Origin of the sequence: Desulfitobacterium sp. PCE1 (assembly GCF_000384015.1) — a bacterium.
GTDB lineage: Bacteria > Bacillota > Desulfitobacteriia > Desulfitobacteriales > Desulfitobacteriaceae > Desulfitobacterium > Desulfitobacterium dehalogenans.
On sequence record NZ_KB913023.1, the window covers coordinates 3,250,080 to 3,270,083 of the forward strand.

The following is a 20,004-nucleotide window of genomic DNA, read 5'->3' on the forward strand; positions in this document are numbered from 1 at the left end:
CAGATAGTGTAAAGATAAAACTGCATCGTAGATTGATGCAGCTTATCAGGTTTACCAAGTCTACTCACTTCTGCCCATTAATTTAATATAATCTCCGCGAAAATAGGTCACGCAAAAGCCAATAGGCTTATTCTCTTCATTATGGATTCGTTGTTCAATAACCAACAGCGCCAAATCATTATGAATATTCAAGTAGTTCTTAATTTCTTCATCAGGCGTCCGGGCATAAATGGTCAGTTCTTTTTTTAGAGAAAAAGAGGACACATTACCCGAAACCATTTCCGGAAAAGTAGCTTGTTCAATCTCCTCTTCCACAATAGGCATCCCTTTAGAGTAGGGCAGATATTTAATATCATAGGCGACGGGTTTACCCTCGGTAAAAAACAATCTGCGAATCACAATCACATTTTTATTGCGGGTTATCTGCAGTTCCCCTGCCAGCTTTTCATCGGGCATGATAATATTGACTTCCAGCAGACGGGATCGGTCTACCGTGTTGATGGAGTTTTTCATCTCGTCATAGTAAATGGTGTATTTATTCAACTCTGGCTTTTGCACAAAGCTGCCCTTGCCGGGAATGGAATAAATATATCCATCCTTCGCCAAAATCGCCAGCCCTTTTCTGACTGTCATCCTGCTGGCCCCGTATTCTTTGCCGAGAGCGTTTTCTGAAGCGACAGCATCCCCCGGTTTCAAATATCCGCTATTTATTTTCTGTTTGATTTCTTCCACAATATGAAGATAGACGGGATTAATCATCTTCCGGTTCTCCCACCTGATTGGAATCTTTCATCCATTCCAAACATATTTCAATCCCTTTTGATGCATCGGTGGCAAAAGCGTCAGCACCTATATAACTGCAGCCATCGGCGTTGAGGTAATTTGCTCCGGCAATAATCTTGACTTTATCTTTAAGCCCTGCACTGGCTAAAATGTCAACGACCTGTTTCATCTGACCAAGGGTACTGGTTAAGACTCCGCTCAGTCCAATAATATCAGGCTTAAACTCCTGAGCTTTTTTTACGAAAGTTTCGCCAGATACATCCACACCAAGATCCAAGACTTCAAAACCATGAGTCTCTAACAAAGCCCTGAAAATTTCTTTCCCAATATCATGGATATCGTCTTTGACAGTACCAATCAGAACTTTGCCGCTTTTCTTTTTGTGATGGCTGCTGAAGTATGATGTCATTGGCTTCAGTCCCAAAACTTCCCGAAAAATAATGCCTGCCATGATCAAGTCAGCGATATAATAATCCTTATCTTCGTAACGCTTTCCTACCCGGCCCATACCTTCAATGATTAAGTTGACCAAGTCCAAAGGATTCATCCCTTGTTCTAATGCATGGTTGGCAAGCTCAAAGACTTTCTTTTCTTCGAGTTGTTCCACATAATCGATCAAGAGTTCTTCAGTATTGCCAAAATCTTTCATTACACCCTCCCTGACAGGTATATCACAGAAGTATTCTCAGTAATTATCTTATTTCTCACTCAATTGTTTGTCAATTCATAGGCAACTTCGTCTTCCATAAATACCTTCAGATCAAAAGGGCTGTCGAGGGAGATCTTGGTCACAGCAAGCAAAATCCTGTTGACTTACTGTCTCACCTTTGGGAATGACGCAAAAATCCTGATCAATATTCCCCGAAAGCAGTCTTCTTAAAAACCATATATCCCCTTGGGCAAAAGTCAGTTCTAAATTAAGCCTTTCGGCCAACACTTTGACTTCATCCAAACATTCTTCAATAGTATAGGATTTCGTATCGATAAGCATTAAATACTTATAGTGCCTGAACATCTGCTCAAAGATCTTTTTGGCCCGTTCCGGCCCATAGCGTTTGACGGCGTGCTCTATTTCTTGTGCCATGCTGTGGGTCCCTTCCAACCAACCCTTTGTCATAAAATAGGTGGCTTTGGGTCTCAAATAAGATTGGCCGCATTGACTCATCAGCATTGAAATACAATCTTCAGTCCGTGGAATGATCAACTCCCCGGTGGTAGCCTTCAATCCTACGGTACCATTGCCGCAGCAGCCATAGGCTAAGAGAATGGTGGTGGTATTGTCTTTAAGCTTGTCGATTTCCTCCTGGAGCTTAGTTCTTAAACCATTAGGGTCTGTATGATATTCGGAATCCATCCAGATGATGGGATATTGGCAGCCGACCTCTTCTATGGCTTTCATTATTTCGTACTGAAGCATTTTACAGGCAATCAGCACCGTGCCTCCTTCGATATCCTTAACCATACACCCTCCCCATTTATTCTTTGATTGGGCCAATTTTATTCTTTCTGAAAGCATTGGCGAAGTTTCTGCAGAGGCGGTCCTGACCCAGCAGGGCTTCAGTTGCCATAAGAGTAGCCATCATATCCCGGTTGGTGGGATCGAGAATGGCAGAATCCATTCCTGCATAAAGAGCGATGGTTAAAAAGCCTTGATTGACCACTTTCCGCAGGGGCATGCCGAAGGAAATATTGCTTAATCCGGAAGTTACTTTAATCGTAGGATACAACTCTTTAACTAATTTTAGAGTCTCGGTAAAGTTCAATAAAGATTTATTGTCAGCGGACAAGGCCAATACCAGTGGATCAAGGTGGATCCGGTCAGGAGTAATGCCATGCTTTTGGGCCTTTTCCACAATCTTTTTCGTAATGTCCACCCGTGTCTCAATATCGGAAGGAATTCCTTTGTTATCACAGGTCAGGGCTACAACCTGCCACTCTGTACCTTCAATTAAAGGGAAAATAACCTCGCATTTATCCCCTTCCTCTGAGACGGAGTTAATCAATCCGGGACGCCGGGCGTACTTGAAGACTTCTTTAATCACTGCGGCATTGGGGCTATCTATACACAAGGGAGTATCGACCGTATCCTGAACGATATTCATCAGCCAGATCAAGGTTTCGACTTCGTATTCCGGCGCTGTGCTGGCACATACATCCAGAAAATGTGCCCCTGCTTCTGTTTGTTTGATGGCCAGGTTACGAATGAATTCTTCATCCCGCTCGGCAATCGCATTTTTTACACTGGGAATGGTACCGTTAATTTTTTCTCCGATAATTATCATAGCTAAGTCTCCTTTTGTTACAAGAGGGGCTGTTTCGCGACAGCCCCTTTGTCTTTTATAGTAATACTTTAAGCGCAGAGGAACATAATAAAGCCGAACATCATATCCTCGTAACTCTGCATTTTAGGTGCCATCACCTGAGCTTCTTGCTCATCGATTTCCGGATGACCGGCCAGATATTCTTCCCATGTTTTATAGTAATTGGTGTCCATAAAGTGCCTCCTCCTTAATAATTGGCATTATTGGCTACATAATCCAAAACAGCTCTGGTATTATCAATATTTACGCTGTCAGCGGTGATGATTACTTTGTCAAAGGCAAAGTAATATCCGCCGCCTGGGGCTAAGATGTCGATAAGTTCTTTCGCTTTATCGATGCATTCCTGCTTTGTCCCTGTTTTTAGAAGGGTAAGGGGATAGAAACCACCGATAATATGCTTTTTGCCTAACTTTTCCTTAACAAGCTTCGGATCGCCATACTCAAAGGTCATAACGGTTCCTTCGGGAAGCTCGGCCAAATAGTCAATGTAGCGCATCCAATCCTGCTCAACAAACAAATAGGATCTCATACCTTTTTCGGCCAGACCTTCCACCAATTTCTTGAAGCTAGGCCAGTAGAATCTGTCAAAATCTTTCCCTCTAAGATAGGGAGCCATGTGTAAGGGAATGAAGGTAGCGTTGTACTTATTTGGGACAGCATGAGTTCCCATTTTGATCATCAAAGGAGTGGCAGCATTGACAGCAGCCTCAACCTTATCGGGAATCCGCCTTACATCCAATGAAATATTTTTAAAACCTCTTAACTGGTCGGTCAGAATATCAAAAGGAGCTTCGCAAAAACCGGCAAAAAAGGATACCGTACCGTAATTAAATTTACCGATCAAATTCCCATAAATCCTAAACAGATTGTTATTTTCGTCGGTATAGGCTTTAAAGGCCTTCGCCATGACAAGGGAGCGGGTGACAGGATCCGTATCCAGCTCAGAATACAAATTGGGCAATACTTTTTCCAGGATACAATTATAGGGGGAAGCAATAAAATCATCATAATCTTCTACTTTAAGCCCTTCTACATCCGGATGCTGCAGAAAACCATTGGAACCCATGACAAAGTTTCTTGAGCCTAATATTTTGTAAAATGAGGGCATTCTGAAAGCTGAAACAGGCAAGAGGTCGGAATAGAAGTCTTCACACACTTTCTCAAAGCTAGCTTCTAAATTGGTCGTATCCCATTGGACCTCTTTTAAATCCATACCGGCATATTGAATAGCAAACTCATGAGCAAAGGATCCCATGATCGGAACCCGCTTAGGAATTTTTCCATCGATCAGATCGGTAAATAATTGTGTTCTTTCAGCCATTCTATCAGACATGTTATTCCACCCACCTCTGACATATTTTTACTCCCTCGGCGGCATTGGTAGTAAACATATCGGCTCCGATTTGTTTGCATGCCTCCTCAGTGACAGGGTTGCCGCCGATGATAACCTTCACCTGGTCCCGTATTCCTGCTGCTTCCAAGGCTTCGACTGTTGCTTTCATAGAGTCAATGGCCAGGGTAAGCACCCCGCTCATGCCCAATACTTCTGCTTTCAACTCTTTTACCTTTTCCACAAAAACGGCAGGTTCTACATCGATGCCAAGATCATAGACATCAAAGCCTGCTGCCTCGACCATGCTTGCAAAAATGTTTTTGCCAATATCGTGCATATCTCCCTGAACTGTACCCACGACGATGCTGCCAACCTTCTGGGTATTGTCTCCGCCAATCACAGGTTTCAAAATGTCAAATGCCTGGCTTAAAAGCTCACCGGCGAAAATAAGGTCACCAACGTAGTATTCCTTCTTTTCATAAAAATCTCCTACGATGCTCATCCCTTTTTGACAGGCCGCAACGACTTGGTTTGCATCAGCCATACTGGGCTTGGATTCAACAAACTCCTCTAATAAGCTTACCACTTGTCCTTCATCCAGATCCCCAATGGCTTGTGTCAATGCATTTAAATCCAGCATCCTTTTCACTCCCTTAATATTTTTAATCATCCGCAAGCTACATATACCTGTATATACAGCTTGGGGCAAAATAAAAAGATGTTTTCTGCCTTTATATTAACACGTCAAAAATATTTGTCAATATGAAATATTCAATCAATTTTTACTATTTTTGCACTTGTTTTTACTTAGGATTTGACTACGATTCAGGGAAAATCGTGCCTTACACAGTTACATCAAGCACGGCACCACCGCACTGTACCAGGACATCCTTTAACCCTTGGTAGCTTGCATTCCCGTCTAAACTGCCGATTTGCAGCTCGTCCCGGCACCCACTATCCTCAGAAAGCTGTTTATACTCATGAGGATTGTGCTTGGGAAAACGCATCAAAATTGACCTGGCATAAAGGGCCGAATCATGTTTCATTAAATACTGATGATCTGCCTGCGGGACTTTGTCTCCCCCTGCTAGCCGTCTTGAAATCTCCAAGCAGGTCAGCAAAATTTTCAGCTTTTCTTTTTCTCCTTTCATCTGCTCCCCAGAAATTTTCATTTGCTGATTCATTGCCTCCAGATAGGCTTCTTGCTGATTTTTCTGTTCTGCCATGGCTTCTTCGGCTGATTGTTGTTGTTTTACAGCTGAGAGAATACGCTCTCTTTTTGTTTCTTCAGAGTGCCGAGTCAAATTCTGGTCAACAACATTACGACAAAGATTTCCGTGCGCAATACGCATTTGCTTTCTCCTCCTCATATTTCCTAAATTACATTCCATGGATTTACGATTGTGGTCGGAGTGCAATATCTTTAAACGTCGTTTTAAAGAGCCTTAAAGCTGCTTTAAGGGAGGTCCAACCAGTTATCTGCAAATAGTTGCTACTAAAAGTCGCTCGTTTATAATAGTTAATTTAACTATATCACAAATCAAGTTTTCTGTCTTATATAAGATAGCCGAGTTGCCCATTATTTAGATACTTCGTTCTTATTCATAGTACCCCTGAGTTTAAGCCGATCCGCATATACAGTCCGCCACCTAAGAATAACAGAAGAGCCCATAGAACCCAGTAATCCTTTGCTGTCAAAGGGCATTCACGTATTGGGGTCATAAAGGATCTATATCCATAACCACGGTTTAGCATACCTTTTGCCAGATCCTCGGCAATCAAAATGGAATTTACAAATAAGGGGACCATAATCAAAAGATAAGTTTTTATCCGTCCCATACTGCTTTTATCATTGATCCTTGCGCCCCGGGCCCTTTGAGCTTCGATAATAAACAATCTTTTTTTATCCAGAGTGGGAATAAACCGCAAGGCCGTCGTGATCATAAAGGTTATTTCCGCCGGAACTCTAAGCTGATTCAAAAACTGCATAAATTCATCCAGCGGCGTCGTTAAGGTCAGAATTGAAGACCCCAGCACCATAATAAGCAGGCGGCAGATGTAATTAACTCCCGTTAAAAACCCTCCCACGGACAATGCAACCTGCCCCTCATTGGCTATGGAGAAAAGAATGACTTGACTTATTTCTCTTTGAAATCTTTCCGGAGGATATGTTATTCCTGTAAAAAGAAGCAGAAAGAGACAGATGGGCATTAAAGGCCGAATCATCTGCCAAACTTTCTTATAGGAGATTTTGCTTTGAAGCGCAAATACGAGGATACCAAGCAAAAAGCACAAGTTGTAGAGAGGATTTTGAAAGAGAAAGCACCAGATAATAACCACTAGAAAACCAAATACTTTGGTACGAATATGGAGACGGTGAAGCAGAGAGTCCCCTGGCAAATAGTCTATCAACAAGGTTTCCTCTCCCCCTCCTCAATACTATGAAACACTATCCGTCTGAATTCTTCAGCCGATTTCGCCTGATAGCCTAAATCTTTCAGTCTTTGATTTAAGACACATAATTGGGGAGGAAGAACTGCCGCCTGCCGGAGGATAGACTCATCTGCAAAGGCCTCCCAAGGAGGGGCATCAATTATAACCTGACCCTCCTGCAAAAGGACAACCCGTTCTGCATAGTCTGCAACACTGTCCATATCATGACTGATCATAAGAATGGTTGTCCCCTTTCTGTGGAGTTGCTGAAGTAATTTCATGATTTTCTCCACCCCCACCCAATCAAGACCTGTCGTCGGTTCATCAATCACGAGAATTTCCGGGGTAAGGGCTAAAACGGAAGCCACAGCGATGAACTGCCGTTCCCCTTTACCTAGGGTATAAGGATGAACCTGACGGTACTTTTCCAGGCCGGTTAATTCCAAAGCCTGAGCGATCCGCTTTTCCATCTCCGTCCCGGTAAAACCGGCGTTCTTCAGCCCAAACTCTATCTCTTTCTCCACTGAGACGGAAAAGATCTGGTGATCCGGGTTCTGAAACACATAGCCAATGGTTTGGGCTAACTGAGCCGTGTCATAGTCTTTCGTATTCAGGCCCTTGACGAGAACTTCTCCCTCTGTGGGTTTAAGCAAGCCATTGATATGTTTTGCTAAAGTGGTTTTTCCGGCTCCGTTGGAACCAACCAGTGCTACAAATTCTCCCTTTTGAATAGTGAGATCAATTCCCCGCACACCCAGTTGTCCTGATGTAAATTGGTGAACAAGCTGTTTAACCTGAATCAACGGTGAACTCCGGGGACCCTCCTCCACCCTTCCCTCTTGATGAACTTCTTTTCTCTCTATGGGCTTAACCAAGGAGGCTATTCTGCCCTGGGCATTTTTCTTCCTTACCAAATTGCGGATCAAGGATTCCGCCCCGGCCACATCTAAAGGAACATCTTCGAATTCAATCCATCCTCTCTCCAAAAAGTTCCAGCCTAATAAGCTGACGGGAAGAGGTTTTATCCCGAATTCCCGCAAAAGGGGTATATTGCGAAAAAGCTCTTCCGGTGCCCCTTGCCATGCAATTTTCCCGCGATTAAGTACAATGACTTCATCGGCTCTTTGCAGGATTTCTTCACTGGAATGTTCAATGACAAGAATCGTCCGCTCACCCTCACGACAGAGATCATCCAAGGTCCGATAGATCTCGAACCGTCCTTCCGGATCCAGCTCGGAGGCCGGTTCATCCATTACCAGTATTTCCGGCTCCAGGGCCAGCACCCCGGCGATCACCAGCCTTTGTTTTTCTCCACCCGATAACTCCGCCGTAGAGCGCTCATCATAGCCGTTCAGCCGAACTTGGGCCAGGGCTTGGGCAACCCTTTGCTGAATCTCCTGCATAGAGATACCGAAATTGCGGGGGCCAAAGGCCACGTCTTCCCCGACGGTTCGCCCGACGATCTGACTTTCTGCATCCTGCAGTACAAGCCCTACCTGCTTGGCCAATTCCTGCACCCGAATCTTATCAGTCTCTTTACCCCCAACGATTACCTCTCCCCGCATCTCACCTTGCAGAAATTGGGGAATCAATCCATTCAGACACAAGCTTAAGGTTGTTTTCCCCGCTCCCGTGGGACCCATCAAAGCAATGAATTTTCCTTTTTTCACTGCCAGGCTGACTTGTTTTAAACTCTCGACTTCTGACCGTGGATAGCGATAAGAGACATCCCTTAATTCAATTACTGGCTTCACCCTAACACCCCTTTAGATCAGTCGGCTTCCTTTAAGTGCCTTATAGGCTAAAGCAGATACCGCAACATTCAATACCGATCCCAATAAAAGAAAAGGCATTAACCCTAAAACAGCACCCATACCGCCTATGGGGAAGACCGAAAAGGCAGCCACCACACCATTGAGGAGGGAGGTTATGATAACAGCGGGAATCAAACCGATTTTCTTATTGACAAGGCGATAAATCAACGCAAAGACAGCCATTTCTATGGCGATGACCAAATGCATAGGAATTCCCAGCGGAAAACCGACCACCGCTGAGGTCAGCAGATGGCCTATGGCAATAACGATACTGCCTTCGAGACCGCCAAAGGCTAAAGCGCTGAAAAAACCCGGAGCAGAATCTAAGGCCACTGTCCCCAGTGGGCTGGGAATTTTAATCAAGGCTCCTACCGCACTCAAGGCGATAAAGACCGCCATGATCGCAATTCGTCTGATATTTTGAGCTGATTTTTGGACCGTTGTTTTCTTTGCCGGCTCAATCATTGTTATTCTCTCCTTCATTTCTTTCATTAATTTGAATCTTTCCGCTAACATTTCTCTTGGATTTTAGTCTTCATTTCCTGTTTGGAGACCTCCACCTCCATCCTCTTCCAATCTGCCAATTTTATGGTTGGGTATCTTGCCAAAATCCCCTAATTCAATATCCTCTGATGCCGTATAAATGAGACAGGTTGAAGGTCCTGCTGATTTATGGATATCAAGTTCACATCGGGAATTTTTAATAAACCGGGCACCAATAGACCTGGCAAGGGCTTCGGCTTCACCCCTTATCCCCTGGGAGCCTACTGGAATAATGTCGTACACTCCAGGGACACTAAGCAATTTAACGACATGTACCCCCTGCAGAATGTCCGGATCTTCCGGGTTAGCCGCCTCAGTTCCCACTTTAGGAAGTCCCAGGCAAAACAGGCTATTGCCCGGCTTGGATCTACCAATGCGAAGTTTATCTTGATCGCAAAGCCCGATGGCCGTGATTCCTAAGCCCGTTTGTTTTGTAGGCATATTCTTTTCTGTGCTGATAGCCGTAGGCAGGGACATCAGGTTCAAAGCCCTTAGCTCTTCTCTCACCCCCTTCATTATTTCTTCCCCTGCGGGTATGGGGTCATTGGCAATGGCAATGCTCATCATCTGGGGAACCGCTCCAACTGCGAGTACTTCCATTAAGGCTACCCGGGCCGTCAACCTGCCGGTAATCCTCCAGGGAACTTTGACCACATCCAGCTCTTTCTCACCAATAGCACCGCATGAGTCGCAAGCTGCGACAAGGTATTGCGTATCATTCAAAGAAACCACCTCAACATCTCTTCCCTGATACCCCAATCCATTCAACTCTCCTCTCCAAATAGTTTTTCTGCAAAAATAAAAAGTCCATAGCCACCTCGCTTTTCCTTTCAGACAAAGCAAAATGACCATGAACTTTACCAAACTTCATGTGTTCCCGGCTCCAGGCAGGTCTCCTGACTTCGAGTCATTGTCTCATTGCTGCCTTCCCAGTTACCCAGTGGCATCCAACGCTGAGACTCCTCTTTACAGTGGCGGGTCCGTCCGGGAATTGCACCCGGTTCCCTATTCTCCCTTCTTGGCGAAGGGCACCTGAAATCCTTAAATTGTTAAAACCTACTGAATTCAGTTTAGCCGAAAATGTTATAATGTCAAGTCAAAATCTTTTCTATTCCAAAAAGCTGGATGCATTAAGTTTACAGCATGATAATCTATTAAGAAGGAGGGATTTTGGTGAAAGCGAAAATTTCAATTCTGGCTTTACTATTTATATTGATTTTCATAGGAATCTTTTTATTCAGAAGATTAAGATTCCAAAAATAAAGAGTTTATTCTATCTTCTAAACTAATCAAGGCCGAAGGATTGTTCCAATTGAAACAATCCTCCGGCCTTATCCATCTGCTTCTGAACTTTATACTCTATAAGCCGGCTTGCTCCCGCAGCGCATCTACCTTATCGGTCTTTTCCCAAGGCAGGTCCAGATCGGTACGGCCAAAATGGCCATAGGCAGCCGTTTGATGATAGATAGGACGGCGCAGATCCAAGGTCTTAATGATCCCAGCGGGACGGAGGTCAAAATTAGCTTTGACCAATTCCCCGATTTTTTCTTCATCAATCTTAGCTGTCCCGAAGGTTTCCACCTGAACAGATACGGGATGAGCTACCCCGATGGCATAAGCCAACTGGATTTCGCAGCGATCAGCCAGACCGGCCGCCACCACGTTTTTCGCTACATACCGGGCTGCGTAAGCCGCAGAGCGGTCAACTTTTGTGGGGTCCTTGCCTGAGAAAGCTCCGCCCCCATGGCGAGCCATACCGCCATAAGTATCAACGATGATCTTGCGACCGGTCAAGCCGGCATCCCCTTGGGGACCACCGATGACAAAACGGCCTGTGGGGTTAATAAAATAGCGTGTGTTTTCGTCCAGCAACTCTGCCGGAACCACGGGAAATACCACATGCTCCAGCAGATCCCGGCGAATCCGCTCCTGGGTGGCTTCCGGGTGATGCTGGGTGGAGATCACGATGGTATCGATACGGACGGGACGATTGTCCTCATACTCTACCGTCACCTGAGTCTTGCCGTCAGGACGCAGATAATCCAGGATATCCGACTTGCGTACTTCGCTCAAGCGGCGGGCCAGGCGGTGAGCCAGGTCAATAGGAAGAGGCATATAGCTTTCCGTTTCATTGGTAGCGTAGCCAAACATCATCCCTTGGTCTCCGGCACCAATGGCTTCGATTTCTTCTTCACTCATTTCTCCGTTTTTCGCTTCCAGAGCCTTGTCCACTCCTAAAGCGATGTCGGCGGACTGCTCCCCGATAGAAGTGAGAACGGCACAGGTATCCGCATCAAAGCCATATTTGGCCCGGGTATAACCGATTTCACGGATGGCTTGTCTTACCGTACTAGGGATATCCACATAGCAATTGGTCGTGATTTCGCCACTGACCAAAACCAGGCCGGTGGTAACCGAAGTCTCACAAGCGACCCGGGCATTGGGGTCTTTAGCAAAGATGGCATCCAAGATGGCATCGGAAATCTGGTCGCAGATCTTATCAGGATGTCCTTCCGTGACCGATTCGGAGGTAAATAATTTTCTTACCAATGAAGTCACTCCTTTTCACTAAGGCGCTCAGCAATCTCCTGAACCAGCCGCCGAGCTACGTCTAATTTATTCATTTGGGGCAGATCGATTTTTTTTCCATTCGGGAAAAGCAAGCTCACGATATTCGTAGGGCTGCCAAATCCAGCTCCAGGTTTGGTTACGTCATTTGCTACCAGCATGTCCACATTTTTGCGCTGCATTTTGGCTTGAGCGTGCTCGTAAAGCTTTTCCGTCTCAGCGGCAAAGCCCACAAGAAATTGGCGTTCTTTCTTCTTGCCGCATTCCGCCAAAATGTCGGGAGTGGGTACAAGCTCCAGAGTAAGACTTGACCCGTCTTTTTTAATTTTTTGTTCGGCATTGGCTAGGGGTCGATAATCGGCAACGGCCGCCGCTTTGACGACAATATCCATATGAGCAAATTCGTCCATGACGGCTGCATGCATTTCTTCAGCTGTCATCACGGCGATTCGCCTCACTCCCGGTGGGGTCGGCAATTCGTTAGGAGCGGATACGAGGATGGTTTCCGCACCGGCCTCCCTTAAGGCTTCAGCCACAGCAAAACCCATCCTGCCTGAAGAACGATTGCCCAGATAGCGAACCGGGTCAAGGGGTTCCTGGGTTCCACCGGCTGTGACCAGGGCTTTTTTGCCCGCCAATAATCCTGATGTGGCAAAAAAGCTCTGCAAAGCCTCCACAAGATCTTGGGGCTCACTCATACGGCCATCTCCATCCGTACCGCAGGCCTGAAAGCCTGTTGCCGGTCCAAGAATCCGCACGGAACGTTCCTGCAACCGCTTCAGGTTTTCTTGGGTAGTGGGATGATGATACATATTATGATTCATAGCTGGAGCCACAAAGATAGGGGCCTTAGTTGCCAGCAGGACAGTAGAGAGAAAATCATCGGCGAGTCCCACAGTCATTTTAGCCAATAGATTAGCCGTGGCCGGGGCAACCAATACGGCATCGACGGCTTCCGCCAAAGCGATATGCTCAACGTTCCACACCTTGGGCTCTTCGAACATCTCCACATAGACCGGATGACCGGAAAGGGTCCTCAGGGTTAAGGGGGCAATAAATTCAGTCGCCCCCTTAGTCATCGCCACATACACTGTTGCGCCCTGCTTACGGAGACGGCTCACCACATCCGCTGCTTTATAAGATGCAATACCACCCGTAATCCCCACAAGGATTTTCTTGCCCCGCAACATTATTTTATTCCCTCACGGGTCAATTCGAAATGATATTTGCCTTTGGCAATCTCATCAAAAGCAAGACTTACCGGCTTAGCTCCACGGTAATTCACTTCAAACTCCGGATCTTCCATTAGGGTACGGGCTCTTTTTGCTGCTGCCAGCACCAAGGTATATTTACTATCCACTTTGCTCAACAAAATATCGAGAGAAGGCTGTTTCATGGTTACACCCCCTGAAATACATAAGGTTTTCTTTTGACACGACATTTCTCAGCAAGAAGAATGCTCTTCAGTTTATCTACTGCCAGAGGAATTTCATCATTCACGACCACATAATCATACTCGCTCACATATTCCAGTTCCCGAGCAGCAGTCTGCAGCCGTTTTTGGATAACTTCCTCGGATTCGGTACCGCGTTTATGGATACGCTGAGAAAGTTCATCCATGGACGGCGGCACGACGAAAATAAACACCCCTTGTGGAAAGCGTTTCTTAACTTGTAAGGCCCCTTGAATTTCAATCTCCAGAATGACATCATTCCCAGCTTGAATGGCTTGTTCCACGGCGAATTGCGGGGTTCCATAATAATTACCGCAAAACTCAGCCCATTCCAAAAGTTGATCCTGTTCGATCATGGTTTGAAATTCTTCCCGGCTTCGAAAATAATAATGCAATCCATCCACTTCACCAGGACGAGGCTGGCGTGTCGTAGCCGACACGGAATACTTCACCTGAGGTATCTGTCTTAACAGCTCCTGGCAAAGGGTTCCTTTTCCTGCCCCGGAAGGACCGGATAGAACAATCAATAATCCATGATTCTGTTCCACGATGCTCCCCCTTAATCAGCTGGGTCTTCGGCAGTGTTGCTGGCTTCTTTCGCGGAGAGGCGATGGGCTACGGTTTCCGGTTGAACTGCTGATAGAATCACGTGATGGCTGTCACAGATAATCACGGCCCGGGTTCTGCGGCCATAAGTGGCATCGATCAGCATTCCCGCATCCCGTGCTTCCTGAATAATCCGTTTGATAGGAGCCGACTCTGGGCTGACAATGGAGATAATGCGATTGGCGGATACGATATTGCCAAACCCAATGTTAATCAATTTAATGTCCAAAACTTAACCCTCCAATTATTCTAGATTTTGAACTTGTTCCCTGATCTTCTCTAATTCACTTTTCATCTGAACAACATGCTGAGTAATGTTTAAATTATTAGCCTTCGAGCCAATGGTATTGATTTCCCGATTCATTTCTTGAACCAGAAAATCCAGTTTACGCCCGACGGGTTCAGAACTTTTCAGAGCTTCCCGGCATTGGTCAATATGGCTCTGCAGACGAACCAACTCTTCGGTAATGGATACTCTATCTGCAAAAAAAGCCACTTCATTAGCCAGGCGAGCTTCATCAAGGATGACTTTATCCCCTAGAAGGACCTCAATCCTTTCCTGTAAGCGGGTTTGATAATCTATGACAATGGTGTCGGAATATCCTGCTATGTCATCTTTAGCCAGCATGATGGTATGTAAACGACTCAAAAGATCTTCCGCCAGCCCTTCCCCTTCTACCTTCCTCATGGCTACGAATCCATCCAAGGCTTCTGTAACAGCACGGCCTAAAGGTTCCCAAATGAGTTCAAGGTCAATATCCGTATCCTCTACGGAAAAAACCTCGGGCAAGGCGGCTAAACGATAAATATCCGTCTCATAGGTTGTACTTAGAGCTAAAGCGAGTTCCTTCAGTGTCTTATCATACGACAGGGCTAAATCTTTGTCAACCTTCACCAATCTCTTTTTTTCTTCTGTTTCCTTCACATTAACAAAGACATCAATTCGTCCGCGGTTAATTTTGCTTTGGAGGATTTTCCGTATTCTATCTTCCAAACTATTCAGATGGCGGGGCATTCGTACCGACGTCTCGAAAAAGCGATGATTGACCGCTTTTAACTCAATAGTAAATTGGTAACCGTAACCGGAAGCTTCCCCGCGTCCAAAGCCTGTCATGCTGTTTGCCATTTCCAGACCAACTTTCTTTTTCACATTTTAAATTTATTATAGCTATTAAAGTTCAGAAAAACAATTTAAGGTACTTTTTTGATAGTGAATTGTAATGTAGCTTTCCTTATATAATGTGCAGCAAAAGAAGCCGGAATCAACACTGGGGACAAAATCATCCGCAACTTAAAGATGGACCGCCTCATCTCAAGGAAGCAGTCCATCTTTTGCTATCATTCAATGACAAACGTCTTTGTTCTTAATTAAGGGCATCCTCAAGCAGGACCCCTTTAAATACATAGGCCGCCGGTCCGGTCATATACACCCGGTTATCTTCTCCCCATTCGATCTGCAGGTCTCCTCCTGGCAAATGAACCGTCACACTCCGCTCGGTTTTGCCATTGAGGACGGCGGCTACGGCAGAAGCACAGGCTCCCGTTCCACAGGCCAGGGTCGGGCCCGATCCCCGCTCCCATACCTTCATGGTTAATTCCTTGGGGCTGTTAACTATGATAAATTCTACATTGGTCTTGCGGGGAAAGAGAGGATGTTTTTCAATAGCTGGACCCATACGCTCAAAATCAAGGGTTTCGTAATCTTCGACAAAAATGACGCAATGGGGGTTTCCCATGGACACCGCTGTAAACTCGAATTCCTGCCCATCCATACTGAGCTTGGCCCCCACCACAGACTCACCCAGGATGAGTACCGGAACCTGTTCCGGCTTTAGGATCGGCTCGCCCATATCCACCCGAACCCCAGTGACTTTATCTCCTTCGACGGTAAGATGCAGCGTTAGAATCCCGGCTAAGGTCTCCACCTGGAGGGGGTTCTTGGTCACATGACCTTGATCATAGATATAACGGGCAAAACACCGAATGCCATTGCCGCACATCTCCGGCTCTGAGCCATCCGAATTAAAGATACGCATCCTGGCGTCAGCCTTTTCCGAAGGGAGGACGACAATGAGCCCATCCCCGCCTACCCCGAACTGACGGTGACAAAGCTTACGGGACAGCTCCGGATAATCAAGGGTTTCTGCAGGGGCGCTCACAAAGTGATCTATAAACACAAAATCATTGCCCAGGCCATGCATTTTTACGATTTCCATAGCTAAACATCAACTCCTTATCCCTTATCCTTGGTCCTCTTGCTTAGGGAAGGACAAAGGAAGCAAATAGATCCGGTACCATATAATAAGCCATAATCGTAATTAAAGTAAAGATGAGGGCTAATTTGAAGACCTTTTTTATGATTAAGGACACCGTGAAAATCGCCAATAACCCCACTACGATATAGGATAGTGCATCAATATGATCTGCCCAAACAGTTCCTACCAATACTTCAAACATGATGGTCCTCCTCTTGCCTTGAATAGTCCACTGAAAATAGTTAATATTCGTGGTTTCTTTTAGGTATTCTGCACTCTGGATAAAAACCCTTTTTTAAGAAAAGCACGCCTGCATAACTGTGAAGCCCTTAAACCAATGTAGTGATGCCAAAGAAATTAACTGTCTTTTCGAAAGGGATATAAAAAAACAGACAGGCCCTTTAGGCCTGTCAAAAACTCAAAATCGGTCATCATGGAACAGGATATTCAGCACATTATCGGTCGGTGACTTCGCCGTAGCTATAGCCACGATCCTTCTCAACCCTTGTATAAAGACCTACGTCCTCAACCTCTTTAGCCGAGAGGATATCCAAAGCGGTCTGAATTTCCGTCGCAGGTATCCGCAGGCAGATTCCGCAGCCGGCGCTGATTTGGGTCGGCAGCGGCATCACTTTCACCTGCAGGTTTTCTTCCAGCAGATAGTGTTCCGATTTTATCGCCCAGTTGGTGTTTTTGAAGGTAATGATATATTCCATATTGTCAACCATACACTTCCGCAATAGTTTTCAGGGCCCTGCACCCGATTTCAATTTCTTCCTCGGTATTGAAGTAAGAAAAGGAAAAGCGGACCATCCCCGTTTCCATGGTTCCAAACCTTTGGTGGAGTAGGGGAGCGCAATGGCTTCCGGCCCGAGTGGCGATCCCGTATTTTTCCCAAAGTAATCCGGCCAGATGGTCAGCCGGAATCCTGCCCATATTCAGGGAAACAACCGGCAACCTGTCCCTTCCGGAAAAGTCCCCGTAAAGCCTGAGGTCTTTAATCTCCTTGATACCATCGACAAACAATTGAGTTAAGCGATTTTCCCTGCTTTGAATCCCATCTATCCCTATACTGAGAATAAACTCCACCCCTTTTTGCAGGCCGTAAAGGCTATGACTGTTCAGGGTACCGGCCTCAAACAGATCGGGCATGTCTTTGTCCTGGAACATCTCAAAGCTGTGCACCCCCGCTCCCCCGGTCTTGACAATCTCAAAAGGGAGCCGGCCGTTGACAATGATCCCCCCCGTGCCCTGAGGTCCGAACAGACCCTTGTGGCCTGTAAAGCACAGCACATCGGCCATCTCCCCGGTGACCGGGATCAGTCCCATAGTCTGGGAAACATCCAGAATCATGATCAAGTCATGAGCCTGGCAGAGGTCATACAGCTTTTTAACCTCTGTAATATTGCCCGTAACATTGGACCCGTGGGTGCAGATCAGAAAGCGGGTTTCCGGCCGGATCAGCTCCGCAAAGGCATCCAGCTGTAAAACCCCGTCCTCATCACAATCGATGAAATCCAGCCGACACCCTTTGAGATAGAGGGGCCTTAAGACGGAATTATGCTCCGTTACGGTGGTAATGACGGCATCCTCCTGTTTCACGAGGCCGCCGATCACCAGATTAAGGCTCTCGGTGGAGGAAGAGGTAAAGGCTATATTCAGGGGCTCCTCAGAACCGACCAAATCCGCGATGGCCACTCTGGTCCTGTAGATTTCCCGGCTGGCTGTCATAGCGGCATCGTAAAAGGAGCGGCTGGCATTGCCAAAATGATGGATGGCGTAAGCTACTGCTTCACCCACTTCCGGCGGCTTGATGAGGGTTGTCGCACTATTGTCAAAATATATCAAGCCGGTCACCCTCCCCTTGTTTTAGAATTTTGGGATTTTTGGGCGGCAGAGAGGCAGGCCCCGATAGCACCAGCATACACAGCATGAGGACAGGATTTAACCTCATAGCCAATATGCCGGGCTATAGTGTCCATGAGCAGCCCGGAGCGGGACAGCCCGCCGGTCATCAGAATGGGCTGATCCGCTGTGAACTCGATTCTCCCTGCCTGCTGCTGTATTTTCCGGGCAATGGATTGGAGAACCCCAGCCATGATTTGGGCCCGGTCTTTCTGCATGGCCAGCAGCCCGATAATCTCCGACTCCGCAAAAACCGTACACATGCTGTTAATGGGAACCGCCTGGTGGGGATCGGTAAATTCATCGATCTGTTCCAGGGGAATCTCCAGGATATCACAAGCCATTTTTAAAAAGCGGCCCGTCCCGGCGGCGCATTTATCGTTCATCAGAAAGTTGACCGGTTTCCCGCCCTGAATCTGAATGACCTTGCTGTCCTGGCCGCCGATATCGATGATGCCCTGAATATCCGGCATAAGATAAACACCGCCGAATGCGTGGCAGGTGATTTCCGTCATGGTATAGTCCGCAAAATCAATCGCTTCCCGGCCATACCCTGTCGCCGCAACAGAGATTTCCTGGCTGTCCAGACCATTTCTTTCCCGTAAGATGGCTAAGCTTTCCTCAGCGGAAGTTTGGGGGTTCCATCCGGTTTTTACCGCGAGAGTATCGATGATCCGCTCCCCGCTCATGACAACGGATTTACACATGGTGGAGCCGGAATCAATACCTACAAAGATCTTTTTCACGAGAGCATCTCGATAAACGCAGCCAGCCGGGTTTTAAGCTGGGCGGCGTCTGAAGTGGAATAGTCGGTCTCGACGCTGATAAAGGGCATCTCTTCTTTTTGCATGTGCTTTCGGATCTGAGCGGTTTCCAGGTTGTAGGTATGGCAGGCCTGGAGGGTCATTTCCACAACCCCGTCCACCTTGAATTCTTTGACCAGCCGGCTTAGCATCTCCAAGCGGTTGTTGTTGGGGGTCATGACGGAGCACCCGATCTGCAGATAGCGGTCGGCAATGGCTTGGTAAGGATCGATGGTTTCGTCAACCAGGCGCTCAACGGGCTTGATCCCGATACAGTTTTCATAGCCTACCACAACGCCGCCGGATTCCTCGATGGCTTTAACCACTTTCTCGGTGACCCCGGCCAGAGGACAGCCTGTGATCAGGATTCTTTTCGCAGAGGGGGAAACATTCTCCACACCCTGTTCCTGATCCGCCTTGACTTTGTCGATGGCTTCCCTGATCTCCCGGTTTTTGGTTTCCGGATCGAACTTGAACTGGGAGCCGTAGAGCACTTTAAGCTGCTCAGCCCCCGTGATCGGAGGAGGGCAGGCTTTGCTGAGCTCATAGAATTCCTTTAAGAGCTTGCGCTCCTCATTTTTTATCTTAATGGCCTTTCTGATATCCTCATCGGTTATGGTCACTCCAAAATCCTGCTCAATTCTTTCCTTCAGGCGCAGAACTTCCTTATGCCACAGTTCTTGGGACGCCTCGTCATTTTGCGTCTGAGGGAGCTGCATGACATGGAGGTTTTTGATTTCCCCCAAAAGCTCATACATTTTTTTCTTACCGTCGCAGGTAGTTTCACCGATCATCAGATCGGAAAAATACATATAGGGACATTTGTCGGTGATGGCAAAGCCATAGCTGGACTTGACCAGAGGACAGAGGTTTCTGGGCAGTACTTTCTCAGCTTCGGGGATGGTTTCATCACTGAACGCGCAAAGCCCGACGGGCACGGCCCCCGCAGCCAGGACAATTTCCACCGGCGCATAGGTACAGAACACTCCCGCTACTTTTTTCCCCTGCTCTTTTAAATTCTTGACCGCAATGAAACCTTGCTTCCGCGCTTCAGCAAAGCTTTCAAATTGGCTAGGCAGCTGAATTTCACTCATGTTTAAACCGCCTTTCTCTTACATTTTCTGATACTTTTTAAATACTTTATCTTCTTATATCATAAAGACGAGCTTTTACCTACGCAATACTTA

The 20,004-nt window shown here is 46.5% G+C and carries 24 protein-coding genes and 1 riboswitch; all 24 genes read right to left on the bottom strand.

The window, feature by feature from the left end:
• Positions 1–60: 60 nt before the first annotated feature.
• The 24 genes from DESPCE1_RS0116275 to DESPCE1_RS0116400 all read right to left on the bottom strand — a co-directional run bounded on the left by DESPCE1_RS0116275 (position 61) and on the right by DESPCE1_RS0116400 (position 19,911).
• Positions 61–759 carry a GntR family transcriptional regulator gene (locus tag DESPCE1_RS0116275; protein WP_014795093.1) on the bottom strand — a complete coding sequence of 233 codons (699 nt, stop codon included), beginning with the start codon at positions 757–759 and terminating at the stop codon, positions 61–63.
• Positions 752–1,432: a B12-binding domain-containing protein gene (locus DESPCE1_RS0116280; protein WP_014795094.1), complete on the bottom strand. Its 681-nt coding sequence runs from the start codon at positions 1,430–1,432 to the stop codon at positions 752–754. Before DESPCE1_RS0116280 ends, DESPCE1_RS0116275 begins: the two co-directional genes overlap by 8 nt.
• A gap of 111 nt (positions 1,433–1,543) precedes the next feature.
• The gene (locus DESPCE1_RS0116285; protein ID WP_014795095.1) at positions 1,544–2,245 is read right to left on the bottom strand and encodes a DUF1638 domain-containing protein; all 702 of its coding nucleotides are present in this window, start codon (positions 2,243–2,245) and stop codon (positions 1,544–1,546) included.
• Between the two features lie 13 nt (positions 2,246–2,258).
• Positions 2,259–3,065: a methyltetrahydrofolate cobalamin methyltransferase gene (locus tag DESPCE1_RS0116290; protein ID WP_014795096.1), complete on the bottom strand. Its 807-nt coding sequence runs from the start codon at positions 3,063–3,065 to the stop codon at positions 2,259–2,261.
• A 68-nt stretch (positions 3,066–3,133) separates the two neighbouring features.
• Positions 3,134–3,277: a hypothetical protein gene (locus DESPCE1_RS23405; RefSeq protein WP_014795097.1), complete on the bottom strand. Its 144-nt coding sequence runs from the start codon at positions 3,275–3,277 to the stop codon at positions 3,134–3,136.
• 14 nt (positions 3,278–3,291) lie between these two features.
• On the bottom strand, positions 3,292–4,437 hold the full coding sequence (locus DESPCE1_RS0116300) for a uroporphyrinogen decarboxylase family protein (protein WP_014795098.1): 1,146 nt from the start codon (positions 4,435–4,437) through the stop codon (positions 3,292–3,294).
• A gap of 1 nt (position 4,438) precedes the next feature.
• Complete coding sequence (locus DESPCE1_RS0116305) at positions 4,439–5,077, bottom strand: B12-binding domain-containing protein (protein WP_014795099.1); 639 nt, start codon at positions 5,075–5,077, stop codon at positions 4,439–4,441.
• Between the two features lie 202 nt (positions 5,078–5,279).
• Positions 5,280–5,789 (bottom strand): hypothetical protein, encoded by a 510-nt coding sequence (locus DESPCE1_RS0116310; RefSeq protein ID WP_014795100.1) that lies wholly within the window; start codon positions 5,787–5,789, stop codon positions 5,280–5,282.
• A gap of 250 nt (positions 5,790–6,039) precedes the next feature.
• Entirely contained in the window at positions 6,040–6,852 is an 813-nt protein-coding gene (locus DESPCE1_RS0116315; RefSeq protein WP_014795102.1) for an energy-coupling factor transporter transmembrane protein EcfT, read from the bottom strand.
• Complete coding sequence (locus DESPCE1_RS0116320; protein WP_014795103.1) at positions 6,846–8,624, bottom strand: ABC transporter ATP-binding protein; 1,779 nt, start codon at positions 8,622–8,624, stop codon at positions 6,846–6,848. The genes DESPCE1_RS0116315 and DESPCE1_RS0116320 overlap by 7 nt, the downstream gene beginning before the upstream one ends.
• 12 nt (positions 8,625–8,636) lie before the next feature.
• A complete protein-coding gene (locus DESPCE1_RS0116325) occupies positions 8,637–9,149 on the bottom strand; it encodes an ECF transporter S component (protein WP_014795104.1) in 513 nt (170 codons plus the stop codon).
• 63 nt (positions 9,150–9,212) lie between these two features.
• Positions 9,213–9,986: an AIR synthase related protein gene (locus tag DESPCE1_RS0116330; protein ID WP_014795105.1), complete on the bottom strand. Its 774-nt coding sequence runs from the start codon at positions 9,984–9,986 to the stop codon at positions 9,213–9,215.
• A gap of 109 nt (positions 9,987–10,095) precedes the next feature.
• Positions 10,096–10,278, bottom strand: a riboswitch (cobalamin riboswitch).
• Positions 10,279–10,586: 308 nt separating this feature from the next.
• A complete protein-coding gene (gene metK / locus DESPCE1_RS0116345) occupies positions 10,587–11,777 on the bottom strand; it encodes a methionine adenosyltransferase (RefSeq protein ID WP_014795107.1) in 1,191 nt (396 codons plus the stop codon).
• Between the two features lie 5 nt (positions 11,778–11,782).
• Positions 11,783–12,985 carry a bifunctional phosphopantothenoylcysteine decarboxylase/phosphopantothenate--cysteine ligase CoaBC gene (coaBC, locus tag DESPCE1_RS0116350; protein ID WP_014795108.1) on the bottom strand — a complete coding sequence of 401 codons (1,203 nt, stop codon included), beginning with the start codon at positions 12,983–12,985 and terminating at the stop codon, positions 11,783–11,785.
• Positions 12,985–13,191 carry a DNA-directed RNA polymerase subunit omega gene (gene rpoZ, locus DESPCE1_RS0116355; RefSeq protein ID WP_014795109.1) on the bottom strand — a complete coding sequence of 69 codons (207 nt, stop codon included), beginning with the start codon at positions 13,189–13,191 and terminating at the stop codon, positions 12,985–12,987. The genes coaBC and rpoZ overlap by 1 nt, the downstream gene beginning before the upstream one ends.
• 2 nt (positions 13,192–13,193) lie before the next feature.
• Entirely contained in the window at positions 13,194–13,796 is a 603-nt protein-coding gene (gene gmk / locus DESPCE1_RS0116360) for a guanylate kinase (protein WP_014795110.1), read from the bottom strand.
• 11 nt (positions 13,797–13,807) lie between these two features.
• Positions 13,808–14,083, bottom strand: coding sequence for an extracellular matrix/biofilm regulator RemA (gene remA, locus DESPCE1_RS0116365; protein ID WP_005811866.1), 276 nt, complete (start codon positions 14,081–14,083; stop codon positions 13,808–13,810).
• A gap of 15 nt (positions 14,084–14,098) precedes the next feature.
• The gene (locus DESPCE1_RS0116370; RefSeq protein WP_014795111.1) at positions 14,099–14,980 is read right to left on the bottom strand and encodes a YicC/YloC family endoribonuclease; all 882 of its coding nucleotides are present in this window, start codon (positions 14,978–14,980) and stop codon (positions 14,099–14,101) included.
• A 238-nt stretch (positions 14,981–15,218) separates the two neighbouring features.
• Positions 15,219–16,070, bottom strand: a complete 852-nt coding sequence (gene dapF / locus DESPCE1_RS0116375; protein WP_019851069.1) for a diaminopimelate epimerase — start codon at positions 16,068–16,070, stop codon at positions 15,219–15,221.
• Between the two features lie 43 nt (positions 16,071–16,113).
• The gene (locus tag DESPCE1_RS0116380) at positions 16,114–16,311 is read right to left on the bottom strand and encodes a hypothetical protein (protein WP_014795113.1); all 198 of its coding nucleotides are present in this window, start codon (positions 16,309–16,311) and stop codon (positions 16,114–16,116) included.
• Positions 16,312–16,564: 253 nt separating this feature from the next.
• On the bottom strand, positions 16,565–16,837 hold the full coding sequence (locus DESPCE1_RS0116385; protein WP_014795114.1) for a DUF3343 domain-containing protein: 273 nt from the start codon (positions 16,835–16,837) through the stop codon (positions 16,565–16,567).
• Entirely contained in the window at positions 16,830–17,966 is a 1,137-nt protein-coding gene (locus tag DESPCE1_RS0116390) for an aminotransferase class V-fold PLP-dependent enzyme (protein WP_248283098.1), read from the bottom strand. The genes DESPCE1_RS0116385 and DESPCE1_RS0116390 overlap by 8 nt, the downstream gene beginning before the upstream one ends.
• The gene (locus DESPCE1_RS0116395) at positions 17,963–18,760 is read right to left on the bottom strand and encodes an acyl-CoA dehydratase activase (RefSeq protein WP_014795116.1); all 798 of its coding nucleotides are present in this window, start codon (positions 18,758–18,760) and stop codon (positions 17,963–17,965) included. The genes DESPCE1_RS0116390 and DESPCE1_RS0116395 overlap by 4 nt, the downstream gene beginning before the upstream one ends.
• Positions 18,757–19,911 carry a double-cubane-cluster-containing anaerobic reductase gene (locus DESPCE1_RS0116400; RefSeq protein WP_014795117.1) on the bottom strand — a complete coding sequence of 385 codons (1,155 nt, stop codon included), beginning with the start codon at positions 19,909–19,911 and terminating at the stop codon, positions 18,757–18,759. The genes DESPCE1_RS0116395 and DESPCE1_RS0116400 overlap by 4 nt, the downstream gene beginning before the upstream one ends.
• Positions 19,912–20,004: the final 93 nt, after the last annotated feature.

Excerpts from the sequence above, each read along its gene's own strand:
- DESPCE1_RS0116275 (WP_014795093.1), bottom strand. The coding sequence starts at position 759 with ATGATTAATCCCGTCTATCTTCATATTGTGGAAGAAATCAAACAGAAA.
- DESPCE1_RS0116280 (WP_014795094.1), bottom strand. The coding sequence starts at position 1,432 with ATGAAAGATTTTGGCAATACTGAAGAACTCTTGATCGATTATGTGGAA.
- DESPCE1_RS0116285 (WP_014795095.1), bottom strand. The coding sequence starts at position 2,245 with ATGGTTAAGGATATCGAAGGAGGCACGGTGCTGATTGCCTGTAAAATG.
- DESPCE1_RS0116290 (WP_014795096.1), bottom strand. The coding sequence starts at position 3,065 with ATGATAATTATCGGAGAAAAAATTAACGGTACCATTCCCAGTGTAAAA.
- DESPCE1_RS23405 (WP_014795097.1), bottom strand. The coding sequence starts at position 3,277 with ATGGACACCAATTACTATAAAACATGGGAAGAATATCTGGCCGGTCAT.
- DESPCE1_RS0116300 (WP_014795098.1), bottom strand. The coding sequence starts at position 4,437 with ATGTCTGATAGAATGGCTGAAAGAACACAATTATTTACCGATCTGATC.
- DESPCE1_RS0116305 (WP_014795099.1), bottom strand. The coding sequence starts at position 5,077 with ATGCTGGATTTAAATGCATTGACACAAGCCATTGGGGATCTGGATGAA.
- DESPCE1_RS0116310 (WP_014795100.1), bottom strand. The coding sequence starts at position 5,789 with ATGCGTATTGCGCACGGAAATCTTTGTCGTAATGTTGTTGACCAGAAT.
- DESPCE1_RS0116325 (WP_014795104.1), bottom strand. The coding sequence starts at position 9,149 with ATGATTGAGCCGGCAAAGAAAACAACGGTCCAAAAATCAGCTCAAAAT.
- coaBC (WP_014795108.1), bottom strand. The coding sequence starts at position 12,985 with ATGTTGCGGGGCAAGAAAATCCTTGTGGGGATTACGGGTGGTATTGCA.
- rpoZ (WP_014795109.1), bottom strand. The coding sequence starts at position 13,191 with ATGAAACAGCCTTCTCTCGATATTTTGTTGAGCAAAGTGGATAGTAAA.
- DESPCE1_RS0116370 (WP_014795111.1), bottom strand. The coding sequence starts at position 14,980 with ATGGCAAACAGCATGACAGGCTTTGGACGCGGGGAAGCTTCCGGTTAC.
- dapF (WP_019851069.1), bottom strand. The coding sequence starts at position 16,070 with ATGGAAATCGTAAAAATGCATGGCCTGGGCAATGATTTTGTGTTTATA.
- DESPCE1_RS0116380 (WP_014795113.1), bottom strand. The coding sequence starts at position 16,311 with ATGTTTGAAGTATTGGTAGGAACTGTTTGGGCAGATCATATTGATGCA.
- DESPCE1_RS0116385 (WP_014795114.1), bottom strand. The coding sequence starts at position 16,837 with ATGGTTGACAATATGGAATATATCATTACCTTCAAAAACACCAACTGG.
- DESPCE1_RS0116400 (WP_014795117.1), bottom strand. The coding sequence starts at position 19,911 with ATGAGTGAAATTCAGCTGCCTAGCCAATTTGAAAGCTTTGCTGAAGCG.